10 protein-coding genes are annotated in these 12,915 nt (G+C 51.3%); 8 read left to right on the forward strand and 2 right to left on the reverse strand.

What is annotated here, in order from left to right:
- A partial coding sequence (ltrA, locus tag ACFSR5_RS18270; protein ID WP_380905913.1) for a group II intron reverse transcriptase/maturase occupies positions 1-1,025 on the forward strand: 1,025 nt, incomplete at its 5' end.
- 1,327 nt (positions 1,026-2,352) lie between these two features.
- On the opposite strand, the gene ACFSR5_RS18275 is transcribed toward ltrA, so the two are convergent.
- On the reverse strand, positions 2,353-2,784 hold the full coding sequence (locus tag ACFSR5_RS18275; protein WP_380905914.1) for a nuclear transport factor 2 family protein: 432 nt from the start codon (positions 2,782-2,784) through the stop codon (positions 2,353-2,355).
- 1,034 nt (positions 2,785-3,818) lie between these two features.
- Here ACFSR5_RS18275 and ACFSR5_RS18280 point away from each other — a divergent pair.
- Positions 3,819-4,940 carry a vWA domain-containing protein gene (locus ACFSR5_RS18280; RefSeq protein ID WP_380905915.1) on the forward strand — a complete coding sequence of 374 codons (1,122 nt, stop codon included), beginning with the start codon at positions 3,819-3,821 and terminating at the stop codon, positions 4,938-4,940.
- 110 nt (positions 4,941-5,050) lie between these two features.
- The gene (locus ACFSR5_RS18285; RefSeq protein ID WP_380905916.1) at positions 5,051-6,517 is read left to right on the forward strand and encodes a magnesium chelatase; all 1,467 of its coding nucleotides are present in this window, start codon (positions 5,051-5,053) and stop codon (positions 6,515-6,517) included.
- Positions 6,518-6,606: 89 nt separating this feature from the next.
- On the opposite strand, the gene ACFSR5_RS18290 is transcribed toward ACFSR5_RS18285, so the two are convergent.
- Complete coding sequence (locus ACFSR5_RS18290; protein WP_380905917.1) at positions 6,607-7,017, reverse strand: FAD-dependent oxidoreductase; 411 nt, start codon at positions 7,015-7,017, stop codon at positions 6,607-6,609.
- 5 nt (positions 7,018-7,022) lie between these two features.
- On the opposite strand from ACFSR5_RS18290, the gene ACFSR5_RS18295 reads away from it, so the two are divergent.
- The 5 genes from ACFSR5_RS18295 (at position 7,023) to ACFSR5_RS18315 (ending at position 12,872) form a co-directional block, all read left to right on the forward strand.
- The gene (locus ACFSR5_RS18295) at positions 7,023-7,217 is read left to right on the forward strand and encodes a hypothetical protein (RefSeq protein ID WP_380905918.1); all 195 of its coding nucleotides are present in this window, start codon (positions 7,023-7,025) and stop codon (positions 7,215-7,217) included.
- Between the two features lie 146 nt (positions 7,218-7,363).
- Positions 7,364-7,651, forward strand: a complete 288-nt coding sequence (locus ACFSR5_RS18300) for a hypothetical protein (RefSeq protein ID WP_380905919.1) — start codon at positions 7,364-7,366, stop codon at positions 7,649-7,651.
- 121 nt (positions 7,652-7,772) lie between these two features.
- A complete protein-coding gene (locus tag ACFSR5_RS18305) occupies positions 7,773-8,195 on the forward strand; it encodes a hypothetical protein (protein ID WP_380905920.1) in 423 nt (140 codons plus the stop codon).
- 101 nt (positions 8,196-8,296) lie between these two features.
- Entirely contained in the window at positions 8,297-9,682 is a 1,386-nt protein-coding gene (locus ACFSR5_RS18310) for a TolC family protein (RefSeq protein WP_380905921.1), read from the forward strand.
- Positions 9,683-9,692: 10 nt separating this feature from the next.
- Positions 9,693-12,872, forward strand: coding sequence for an efflux RND transporter permease subunit (locus tag ACFSR5_RS18315; protein WP_380905922.1), 3,180 nt, complete (start codon positions 9,693-9,695; stop codon positions 12,870-12,872).
- The last annotated feature ends 43 nt before the right edge of the window (positions 12,873-12,915 follow it).

Genomic DNA, 12,915 nt, shown 5'->3' on the forward strand with positions numbered 1-12,915 from the left:
GCCCGCTGGGTATCCCGACGATAGCCGATCGCATCGGGCAGACCGTGGTCAAGGAGCGGCTTGAACGGATTGTTGAGGGTATCTTCCATCCGGACAGCTACGGCTACCGTCCTGGCAAGTCAGCGCACGAGGCGCTGGCCAGCGCCCGTGTGCGGTGCTGGAAGTGGGATTGGGTCATCGACCTTGACATCAAGGGATTCTTCGACAACATCCCCCACGGGCTGCTGATGAAGGCCGTCAGGAAACATTGCACGGATGGCTGGATGCTACTGTACATCGAACGGTGGCTGAAAGCACCGCTCCACAAGGCTGATGGTACCATCGAGGGGAGGGACAAAGGGGTTCCGCAGGGTTCGGTCATCGGGCCCGTGCTGTCGAACCTTTACCTTCACTATTGCATGGACAGCTGGCTGGAGCGGCACTACCCGCAGAGTCCTTTCGAACGCTACGCGGATGATGCCATCATACACTGCCACAGCGAGCTGGAGGCAAAGGGATTGCTGTCGAGCCTAACGGTACGGATGCGGGAATGCGGCCTTGAGCTGCATGGGCAGAAGACCAAGGTGGTTTACTGCAAGGACAGTAACCGGAGGATGAACCACGCGAACGTGAGCTTCGACTTCCTGGGTTACACCTTCAAGCCACGCGAAGCGCAGAATAGCAAGCGAAAGGAGACGTTCACGAACTTCCTGCCTGCGGTGAGCCAGAAGGCGATGACCGCGATGACCGGGAAGATGAAGGGGTGGAGCATACTCCGGTGCAGTGATGCCACGCTACAGGACATAGCAGGGCAAATCAACCCTATCCTTCAAGGATGGATCAACTACTACGGTAGATTTTACAGAACGAAACTTAGGAACTTTATGCACATCGTAAACGTAAAGCTCGCCAAATGGGCGAGAAGCAAGTACAAGCACCTGCGTTCAAGCGAAATGAAGGCGATAAGGTGGCTTCACGGCATCAGCCGTGCAAATCCGGGATTGTTGTCACACTGGAGGTTGAATGCAGTCCCAACGGTTAATTAACAAAAGGTTAGATAATAAGAGCCGTGTAAACGGAGACGTTTACGCACGGTTCTGTGAGAATCTCGGGCTGAAATGCCCGGGTTTACTTGACAACAGGCCTCATAAACAAGACTGCATAGACCGGATGGGTTAAAACAAAAAATCCTGAAGCGGGGAGCTTCAGGATTTTTACTAACTAACCAATTATTAACCTTAATTATGAATTACAACTATAACGGCTGATTACATCATTTAGTTTATAAAGATCATGTGTTTAACAAATCTTAACAATTTCCATGACCGAGAGCGGTTTTTGTCAAGGTTTTCCTTCAGGAAAAGGTTGGAGCCTGTCGCGGCAAGCGACGGAAAGGCTGTGGGCAGGGCAAAGCGGTGATGATTTATGTAAACATTGGATCTCGCACGACCTTTCCGCCCCTAAAGCCGGGGCAGGGTTTTCTTTTGTCCTCTATGCAGTGATGGTCTTTCTTATTCGGTTTGTCCCTCGCACGACCTTTCCGCCCCTAAGCCCGGGGCAGGGGCGTTACTTTTGCTACCAAAAGTAACCAAAAGTCGTCGCTGGGGATCTTATGCATCCTTAGTAGCCTGTGCCAAGGCAAATTTCTACAGACGCAACGGTCCCAAGGCGACATTTTTCTGTTAAGGAAGGGTTGTTGCAAAGAGATGTAGATGAGCGGTTTTAAATTTTCTGTTAAGGATGGGTTGTTGCCAGGAAGCGTAAGAAAAATGGTCTGCTATCGTTTATTTTTCGTTCGCTAAGATGGCCTTGGTTTCGACTGCGTAGCGAGCCGTCGTCAATCGCCGTTAAGAACCATCCCCTGTTCGAACGGAGTGAGTTTGGGATGGTTTAGGCGATGACAGGCGAGGTAGCACCAAGAAACCTAGCCTTGAATCTTTAGTTCTTTGTTTTCAAGAAGAAAGAACAAGCCCTGTCGCGGCAAGCGACGGAAAGGCTGTGGGTAGGGCAAAGCGGTGATGATTTATGTAAACTGGCGACATTCTGTTAATCTAGGGAACTGCAAAGAGGTGTAAATAAGCGGTTTTAAATTTCCTGTTAAGGATGGTTGTTGCTCCATAATCGAGAGCGGTTTTTGTCAAGGTTTTCCTTCAGGAAAAGGTTAGAGACTGTCGCGGCAAGCGACGGAAAAGCGGAAGTCGGGAAATGTCTTTATCTGCTGTAGGCTATACATACGGAACTTCGGGTCGATACCCGGAATACGCCCCCTGCATGGTTGTCGTGCAGAAAGGCGCTAACAAAAAAAGCCCGCAACAAGCGGACTCCTTTTTCCAATATAGCCATGTACATCATTTTAGTCTGTACCTATTCCTCTTATTTCTCGGGGTAGCTTGTTACGACCTTACTCACCTTCCAGCCATCTTCCGTTTGATCTAACGTGATATAATCTACGCGGGTAAAGTTGGCGAACTTCATCGTTGCTTTGGCTACACAAGCCTGACCACTTTGGTCCAATATCTCGTAGGCCGTTTCGCAGTCGAAGGTTATTCCCTTGTGTGCCTTTAGGAATTTGGTGTATTCTTTCTTCCCGAACGTGTCCCCATTGGCTGTGTTGCGGTATTCAAAGTCCTCGGAAAACAAAAATTTGTTCATGTCTACACTGCCCAATGTCGTGGCTTCTAGATAGGTGGTTATGATCTTAGCCGATTCCACATTCTTCAAGGGGTTTGCTTTTTCTGCAGCAAATGCGTTCAAGGATGTGATCATGATGAGTGCTGCGGCGATGGATGTTACGATCTTTTTCATGGTTGTTGTAATTTTAATGTTTTTAATATTGTTAATTTCTTTTCTGCTGTTTTGATGACTCAAAGGTAGGGTAGGTTCGGCACCTACCGAATAGCAATTAGACGGATGAACCTATATTTTCGGCGAATCCAGAGAATAACTCGGCGAAAAGTGCAGATCGTTGTTGTTGTTGACCACCATGACCGTGGTGATCTGTTTTATGGTTTTGTTGCAAGGAAACGTAAGACAACGGTCTGCTATCGTTTATCCTCTGTTCGCTAAGATGGCCTTGGTTTCGACTGCGTAGCGAGCCGTCGTCAATCGCCGTTAAGAACCATCCCCTGTTCGAACGGAGTGAGTTTGGGATGGTTTAGGCGATGACAGGCGAGGTAGCACCAAGAAACCTAGCCTTGAATCTTTGGTTCTTTCTTTTCAAGAAGAAAGAACAAGCCCTGTCGCGGCAAGCGACGGAAAGGCTGTGGGGGGGCAAAGCGGTGGTGATTTATGTAAACATTGGATCTCGCACGACCTTTCCGCCCCTAAGCCCGGGGCAGGGGCGTTACTTTTGCTACCAAAAGTAACCAAAAGTCGTCGCTGGGGATCTTTTGCATCCTTAGTAGCCTGTGCAATGGCAAGTTCCTGCAGACGCAACGATCCCAAGGCGACATTTTCTGTTAATTTGGTGGGGTGCAAGGAAGCGTAAGATAACGGTCTGCTATCGTTTATTTTTCGTTCGCTAAGACGGCCTTGGTTTCGACTGCGTAGCGAGCCGTCGTCAATCGCCGTTAAGAACCATCCCCTGTTCGAACGGAGTGAGTTTGGAATGGTTTAGGCGATGACAGGCGAGGTAGCATCAAGAAACCTAGCCTTGAATCTTTGGTTCTTTCTTTTCAAGAAGAAAGAACAAGCCCTGTCGCGGCAAGCGACGGAAAGGCTGTGGGCAGGGCAAAGCGGTGATGATTTATGGAAACTGGCGACCTGTCCTCCGTTAATCCCTTTCCATAATCTTGCTTTTCCAAGACGAAAGCCCGATGAGAATATCGTAAATTTATCGTATGAAAAATGCAGAACGCAAAAAAGGATTTGTCTTTAAGCAATATGAACAGCCATTTCAGACACCCTTTGATAAATTATTTGACATTTTTAAAGAACTCATTACCCATACCTCGGGCGATTTTGATGAAGCCATCGACTGGCTGCGTCAGCTCGACCGGGAATTTCACCTGACCACCCCCGAATACAGCATCGATGATTTCATCGAGGATCTGAAGAACAAAGGCTACATCGTCGAGCGTCTTGCTCCGAATGGCAATGGAGGCGTTGATATCACCTCCAAGATGGAAAAAGCCCTGCGGCAAAATGCCCTCGAACAGATCTTCGGGAAGATGGAAAAAGGACGGTCCGGCAACCATAAAACCAAGTACAGTGGTCGCAGCGACGAGAGCACCGGCGACCTCCGCGCCTATCAATTTGGCGACAACCTCGACAAGATCGCCATGACCGAGAGCCTCAAAAACGCACAAGTCAACCACGGTATTGGCGATTTCAGCCTTTCCGAAAGCGACATCGTGATCGAAGATACCCAGTTTAAGTCGCAGATGAGCACCGTGCTGATGATCGATATCAGCCACAGTATGATTCTCTATGGCGAAGACCGGATTACCCCGGCCAAAAAAGTCGCCATGGCCCTCTCCGAGCTCATCTTGACACGCTACCCCAAAGATTCCTTGGACGTCATTGTTTTTGGCAACGATGCGTGGCCCATCGCCATTAAGGATTTGCCCTACCTGCAGGTAGGCCCCTTTCATACCAATACCGTAGCCGGAGTACAGCTGGCGCTCGACATCCTTCGGCGGAAGCGCCATGCCAACAAGCAAATCTTTATGATTACCGATGGGAAGCCAAGCTGTCTGCGTATGCCCGATGGTACCTATTACAAAAATCCCATGGGTCTCGACCCTTACATCACCAGTAGGTGTTACAGCATGGCGGCGCAAGCCCGCAAGCTCGGGATACCGATCACCACCTTTATGATCACGACCGATCCCTACCTCCAAGAGTTTGTCGACGAATTTACCGCCGCCAACAGAGGAAAGGCGTATTACACCGGACTGGACGGACTTGGAGAGATGATTTTTGAAGACTACGAAGAGAACCGTAAGAAACGCATACGCTAGCGGCGTACAACAAACAACAACAACAGGATGTAAAACCACGCCCCGTTCAATGGCAAGCAGATGAGCTGTTTGCGGCACAACAAGGGCACATAAAACGATAAAAACACTATATGGATTATACAACGATTAACACCTTTGGCGCATTAAAAGCAGCAGGTTACACCCCCAAAAGCATCAAGGAGGAGCTCCGTCAGAACCTCATCGAGAAGATACGTAGCGGCGAGACCGTTTTCGAGGGGGTGCACGGTTATGAAGACACCGTGATCCCTGAACTCGAGCGCGCCATCCTTTCGAAGCACAACATCAACCTGCTGGGCTTGCGCGGACAGGCTAAGACACGATTGGCACGGCTGATGGTCAACCTGCTGGATGAATATATTCCCGTGGTGGAAGGCTCCGAAATCAATGACGATCCGTTTCACCCGATATCCCGGTATGCCATCGAACGATTGACAGAACAAGGAGATAATACCCCCATCAGTTGGCTACACCGGAGCGAACGCTTTTCCGAGAAATTGGCCACGCCCGATGTGACCGTGGCCGACCTGATCGGCGATATCGACCCGATCAAGGCCGCCAATCTACGGCTTAGCTATGCCGACGACCGCGTCATCCACTTCGGGATGATCCCTCGTGCCAACCGGTCTATTTTCGTCATCAACGAACTGCCCGATCTACAAGCTCGTATTCAGGTGGCCCTCTTTAATATCCTGCAGGAAGGCGATATACAGATCCGCGGCTTCAAGTTGCGCTTGCCGCTCGACCTGCAGTTCGTCTTCACGGCCAATCCGGAAGACTATACCAATCGTGGAAGCATCGTTACTCCGCTCAAAGACCGTATCGGATCGCAGATCCTGACACACTACCCGCAGACGGTAGCCGTCGCCAAAACCATTACGCAGCAGGAAGCCGCGCTGGAAGCTGGACAGAAAGCTCAAATTTATGTACCCGAACTTGCCCGCGATATCCTCGAACAGATCAGTTTCGAAGCCCGCGATAGCGAATACATCGATGCCAAGAGCGGCGTGAGCGCGCGAATGGGCATCACCGCCTTCCAGAACTTGCTGAGTACTGCCGAACTGCGTATGCTGCGCAATGGCGATACGACGACGCGTGTCCGCTTGAGCGATTTTATGGGCATTATCCCAGCCATCACGGGTAAGGTGGAACTCGTGTACGAAGGAGAGCAGGAGGGAGCGCCGGCAGTAGCGATGCACCTCATCGAACGCGCCATCAAAACCCTTTTTCCGGCCCTCTTTCCAAAAATCGAAAAGCTCGAACGAGAAAATGAGCAATATCCGTACGACGACATTGTGCGTTGGTTCCTCGATTCCGAAGGTATCCAATTGCCGGACGAACTGACCGATGCCGAGTACGAGCAGGCGCTTGATCAAGTCGATGCCATACGGCAGCTGATTGACAAGTACCAGCCCGATACCCCAAAAGAAGATATCTATTTCCTTAGTGAGTTCGTCCTATGGGGGCTAACGCTAAACAACAAGCTCAGTAAGTATCGCGTAGGCAATGGGCTACAATTTCAGGACAACTTTCAAGGCTACCTGAGGGACAATTTATAACCACCGGCACACAAGCGGCAACACTGCGTTGCCGCTTGTATCGCGACGGACTTCCCATGTCGGTACCGATCACCGGACTGTTGAAGAACCTATACCAGTTTATCCGCCATGTGTTTGGCCGCAATGACCGCCCCTTCCATATAGCCGGGGTACGCTGTCGCTGTTTCCGTTGCGGCAAAAAATAATTTATCGTGTAGGTAGCCCCGTTGCAATAGTGGATGTCCATGGTGTTGGTGCGGGTGCTGTATAGCCGGATTGCCAGCGCCAATACCATCGCCAGTCCAGACCTTGTCGAAATACGCCGTAGGTGTCTGAGCCTGTGTACCAAATAAATTACCCAGCTGCCCGAGCACCAGTTCCCGTCTTATTTCCCTCGAATAGGCTGCTGCACCCGTCTGAAGAAAGCCTGTAAAACCAAATTTGCGTTTTTCTGCATCGGTTACAGGTGGAAGACACAGACCGGGCAAAAGCTGCTGCAGTCTACCAACGGTACAAAGCACCGTTTTTGGAAACAATCCCGGGTGCCACATCCAAGGAACTATTGATACGGGCGGAAGATGTACAAGTTTTACACAGTTTCGCGCGTATAGAAGATGCGCAGAACTACCTTTCCAGCGCACTGTTCAACCAGGATGTGGTCGTCGCTCTGACCCCCTATGTAAAGGACAGTCCCGAAATCCGGATCTATACCACAGCCTAGGAATCGGCCAGTCCATGCAGGCGCCCTCGGTATCGGTCGCGATAGGACGCCCGCTTTTACGGCCTGTACGTACCCGTAATGTTCCGTATAGCCTCTTGTTGTGCACGGCACAATGCGCGAGTTGGATGACTACCCTTATTACACCTATGGTAAAAGCATATTTAGAAATTACCCTTACGGTAGACGGAATAGACCGGGCGGGAGCAACGGCAGTCTACGCACTTTATAAAGAAGCGTTCCTGCACACCGTCCAAGGAGCTATATCCAAAGAGCTGTTGACTCACCCCGACGATGTTCTTGTCCTGCACGGTTTTGACAGTCTCGAACACGCTCAGGAATACCTGATGAGCGATCTTTTTAATCGCGATGTGCTTACTTCCCTGAAGCCTTACCTTCAGGGGCAGCCGAACATCAAGATTTACCGCGTGGTGTGACGGTGTATGGTTATGAGAAGGAGGGAGGAGCGCGGTAGACGCCGTTTAGACCGTTACCAAAATCAGGTATACATCAAGGATGTTACTTGGACGTTTAATCAAATAAGGCTACTTTAGCCACATGGACAACAGGACGATGACCAATATAGGTAGGAGGGGAAGACGGTACTTTTTGGTGCTGGCGGCCCTGCTATTGGTAGCGCTCACGTCCTGTCCCATCAAAAACGGCATCAAAAACTTGGCCGGTATACCCGCAAACACCGAGCAGGGTCCGGGCAAGAACACGGCTAGCGTCCAGGTGCATACCGCCGAACGCTGTGCGCAAATCGACCTTACCGATGTACAGCGCCTGGATTGGGGAGCCAATCAGGCATACAGTATATTGCCTGCGCTTCTTTTTACGGCTACCTTTCTGTTTTTAGCGCACTTTCGTCCGCGAAACCAAGGCAGCACGCATCCCCATTATAACGACAGTGCGAAAATCCGAAGTGCGATTCCACTCTTTTTGGAATACCGAAAACTGATCGTCCACTTTGCCCATTAACATCCTTTCCTTATCCGCCGGCATTTCAGTCGGTTAGGTTTCCACGAATTTCATGTAAGCTGATCGAAGTGATCTACTTTGATCCAAAATAGTAGAATACGATGATACAATCCATACTGGCACCCGCACTACTGTGGTTGGCCATGCTTGCTGTCTGTCCGCTCTATGCGCAGCAAGCCGAAGAACAGAACCTGGGCAGCCTATGGCCGAGGGTCGAAGAATATTACCCCGGTGTCGCCGCAAAGACATCGGCTATTGATGCCGCCGCCTACCACCAACAGGCGGTTCAGGGACGTATGCTCCCGCACGTGTATGCACAGGCACAGAACACCTACGGTACCTATGCAGGCAGCGCCGGTGCATTTTTTCCGCAGGCCGGCTTTTTCAATGTCAGCGGCTTAACCCAACCGTTGGCCGGCAGTACGACGGCCGCCAATACCTTTGCCTCTGCGCTGGTCCAGTGGGAGGTGTTCTCCTTTGGAAAGCTCCGGAAGGAACGCGAGGCCGCAGGAGCGTTGTTTCACCAATCCGTGAGCGACAAAGAAACATACCTGCTCCAGCTGAAAAAGATCTTGTCTGAACGGTATATTTCCCTGCTATACAACCACGCCAAATGGGCATGGACAGCGAAGAATGCCGAGCGTCTTGACGATATCCGTCACATCACGGCCACCTTGTCCGCCTCCGGTTTACGCCCCGCGGCAGATAGCCTACTGGCTTCTTCTTCGTATGTGCAAGCCCTGGGCGAGCACGATAAATGGAGCGGCCTTAGACAGGCCGCCTACATCCACTTAGCGGAACTCCATGGCACCGATACGGTCGATTATACGGCCTCTGCACAGCGATTTGGAAATCCCGCGGAAATGCCATCCCATCCGATGATACCCCGCAATGCACACCACCCCATGTTGGAAGTCCTGAACCAGCAGCAAGCCTATTACAAGGCGAGCGGCGAAGCGCAAAAAAGAGCATCCCTGCCGTCGATCCACCTGTTGGGAGGGTATGCTTACCGCGGTACGGGTATTGGCCCCAATGGAACCGTGTCGGGAGCGTGGGCAGACGGGTTCAGCCATACGACCAACAACGTGCTGGCCGGTATCGGTATCACCTGGAACCTGACCAACCTGCATATTAATCGTCTCCAAGGAGCACAGCGGTTCAAGGAGGCCGAACGTATCCAGTTTATGCATGCCCGGTACGAACGGGCATTGCAGGCGGATCTTTCAGCTTCCCAGGCCAAGATCCGGCAGCAGTACAAGCAGCTTCAGAAAACGAGCCGCGGAGTGCAGCAGGCGCAAGACGCCTACCGCATGTACCTCGCCCGGTACAAAAGCGGTTTGATCACCCTGAGCGAACTCCTGCAGATCCGTCTGCTGCTGGAGCAGGCCGAAAACACCCATATCGAGGCTTCCCGGGATTACTGGATGCTCCGTGCGGATGAAGCCGAACAAACGGCCGATTTTGAGTTTTTGTTTAACAACCTGTAATGAATCGTATATGAACATGATCAGATTTGCGTTGCGAAAGCCGATTGCGATTATGGTTGTCGTCCTGGCGATCGCTTTCTTTTCCTATACTACCGTAAAAAAAATAAACGTCGATATATTTCCCGAGGTGGAATTGCCGGCCATGTATGTCGCCATGCCTTACGGAGGTCTGTCCCCCGCCTATATGGACGGGTTTATGGCCAACGAGTTCCAAAAGGTGCTCCTGTTTGTCAGTGGCGTAAAAAACATCGATTTCAAAAGTGTACAGGGGTTGACCCTGATGAAGCTGACCTTTTATCCCGGAACCGATATGTCGCAGGCCGCCGGAGAAGTAGCCACGTCGGTCTCACGAGCCATGGGCTTCCTGCCCCCCGGAGCTGTTCCTCCGATGGTGGTACGGTTCGACGGCAGTTCGCTGCCAGTAGGCAACCTCGTGTTGGAGAGCGACCAGCGTTCCGTCAATGAAATACAGACATTGGCACTGACCAAAATCAGGCCCATGTTCGTGCAAATTCCCGGGATCACTTCTCCTGCACCTTTTGGTGGAAATATCCGTTCCATCGTCATCAAGATTGACCCCGAAGCCATGCAGGCGAACGGATTGAGTCCCGAGGATATTACCGTTGCCGTTACCAAGAACAGTCTTCCATCGCCTGCCGGAAATATCCGTATCGGCGATGAAAACCTGATGGCTCCCGTGAACTCCATCGTCAAAGGGCCAGACGAGTTATTGAAGACTCCTGTAAAAACACGTGAAAACCGTACCGTATATGTGGGCGATGTTGCCCGTGTGGAAGACGGCGCAGACCAAACCGTAGGTTACGCGTTGATAAACGGCAAACGTTCGGTTTATCTGCCTATTATCAAAAAAGCGGATGCTTCTACATTGGATGCGGTGGAGAGCCTGAAACAGGCCATTCCGATGCTGAAAGATCAATTGCCCGAAGATGTAACGATCAGCTATGAATTTGACCAATCCACCTATATCGAGCGGGCGCTGTCCACGCTGATCCACGAGGGGCTCCTCGGAGCGGTATTCACCGGATTGGTTATCCTGCTCTTTTTGGGCGATACACGGGGCGCGATCATCGTCGTATGTACCATTCCGATTGCCATTCTTTCGGCCGTTACGACATTGCACCTATTTGGGCAAACCATCAACATCATGACCCTGAGCGGTCTTGCCCTGTCCATTGGTATCCTCGTGGATGAAGCTACGGTAACGATCGAGAATATACACCAGCACATGGAAATGGGCAAACCCAAGCAACGGGCCATTCTGGACGCCCTGCTTGAAATCTCTGTCCCCAAGTTGCTGATACTGCTCTGCATTTTGGCCGTACTGACCCCTGCTTTTATTATGACCGGCCTTCCGAAAGATATGTTTATGCCGTTGTCCATGGCGGTGGCCTTTGCGATGGTGGCTTCCTTTTTGGCTTCGCAGACCTTTGTGCCCATCCTCGCCAACTGGATGATGAAGAGCAAGCAGCACACAGCAGCCAGTACACCCCGAAAACGGGCGTTCTTTGAAAAATTCCGTGTCCATTATTCCTACCGGATGCGTACCTGGTCAACCAAAGCCGTACCGCTTTTTGCGGTGTATCTGCTGCTGGCCGGTACAATCGTAGGTGTACTGTTGACCGTCGTGGGTACCGATGTGATGCCCGTTTCCAACAACGGCGATTTTCAGCTACGTATACAGGCTCCGCCGGGAAGCAGGCTCGAAAAGACAGAACAGATCGTCAAAGAGATAACTGGAGAGATAAAAGCAGCGCTGCCTGAGAACGGATTGCATATGACTGCTGCGTTTGTCGGGATGCACCCCGCAGGGTCGCCTATCAATCCGATATTCCTTTTCAGTACGGCTTCCCACGAAGCGGTATTGCAACTATCCGTCAATCAAGAGGTGTACGGGGGATCAATGGAAGACTTCAAAGAGAAGATCCGCCATACGATTATAGAGAAGCACCCCGACGTCGTATTCAATTTCGAGCCGATGGAGCTGACCGAAAAGATTATGGGACAGGGCGCCATGACCCCTATTGAAGTCAAAGTAGGCGCGAGTCAGGTAAAAGGTGCTTTTGCGCACGCATCAAAAATCGAAGCCAACCTGAAAAAGGTACCGTACCTGCGGGATGTCCGCATTGCCGAATCCATCGCCTATCCGAATATGGAAATCGAAGTAAACCGCGACCTTGCCGGACAGTTCGGGCTGACCATGCAGGATATCACCCGTAGCCTGGTTACGGCCACCTCATCCACCCGTTTCACCGACAAAAATTTATGGATTGACCCGAAATCGGGATTGGTCTTCCAAACGCAGGTACAAATACCCGAGGGCATGATGTCGGAAGAACGGTTGCGGTCGCTGCCCTTGAAAGCGGGGAGTATTCGCCCGGTACTGGAAGATGTGGCAACCATACGCCGTGTGACCGCCCCCGCACAGGTTAACCGTAAAGGACCGAACCGGTATGTGACCATCATTGCCAATGTGTACGGTAAAGATTTAGGTACGGCGTCCCGGGCTGTTGAGCAGGCTATTCAAGATGCCGGTGAGCCGCCCCGCGGTACCATCATTTGGACAGAGGGCATGTTGCAGTTGTTGGATGACACATTAGGAAGCCTTTTGGCTGGTTTGGGCGTCGCCATTATGGCCATATTCCTGATGCTTTCGGCGTATTACCAATCGTTCAAGGTGCCTTTGATTATTCTTTCGGTATTGCCTGCCGTGCTCGCAGGGAGCCTGACCCTCCTTTTTCTCACAGGCAGCACACTCAACCTGCAATCCTATATGGGTATTATTATGTCGCTCGGGGTGTCGGTGTCCAATGCCGTGTTGCTGGTGAATCAAGCGGAGTATTACCGTAAAACAGTCCTGCTGAAGCCTGCCAACGCTTCGAGGCTTGCCGCGTCATCCCGGCTAAGACCTGTACTCATGACTGCCGCAGCCATGCTGGCCGGCATGTTGCCCATGGCCATGGGCCTGGGGGATGGCGCAGAACAGGTCGCACCTTTGGGCAGGGCAGTAATCGGTGGACTAATTGCCTCCACCATCACCATCCTGTTGTTGGTGCCACATTTCTTTTCGTCCCTGATGTCAAGGACAAAAGTGGTTAGCCCGTCACTAGACCCTGATGATCGCGAGAGCCGGTATTATGCCGGACAATCCGGTAAACAAACCATAGCATAAACGTTAAAAATTAACAGAACCATGTATCATCGTATTTCCATCC

This window comes from Sphingobacterium suaedae, from assembly GCF_042684625.1.
Classification (GTDB): domain Bacteria; phylum Bacteroidota; class Bacteroidia; order Sphingobacteriales; family Sphingobacteriaceae; genus Sphingobacterium; species Sphingobacterium suaedae.

Bases quoted from the DNA above. Each gene is read 5' to 3' on its own strand.
- ACFSR5_RS18315 (WP_380905922.1), top strand. From the start codon at position 9,693: ATGAACATGATCAGATTTGCGTTGCGAAAGCCGATTGCGATTATGGTT.
- ACFSR5_RS18300 (WP_380905919.1), top strand. From the start codon at position 7,364: ATGGTAAAAGCATATTTAGAAATTACCCTTACGGTAGACGGAATAGAC.
- ACFSR5_RS18280 (WP_380905915.1), top strand. From the start codon at position 3,819: ATGAAAAATGCAGAACGCAAAAAAGGATTTGTCTTTAAGCAATATGAA.
- ACFSR5_RS18275 (WP_380905914.1), bottom strand. From the start codon at position 2,784: ATGAAAAAGATCGTAACATCCATCGCCGCAGCACTCATCATGATCACA.
- ACFSR5_RS18305 (WP_380905920.1), top strand. From the start codon at position 7,773: ATGGACAACAGGACGATGACCAATATAGGTAGGAGGGGAAGACGGTAC.
- ACFSR5_RS18310 (WP_380905921.1), top strand. From the start codon at position 8,297: ATGATACAATCCATACTGGCACCCGCACTACTGTGGTTGGCCATGCTT.
- ACFSR5_RS18285 (WP_380905916.1), top strand. From the start codon at position 5,051: ATGGATTATACAACGATTAACACCTTTGGCGCATTAAAAGCAGCAGGT.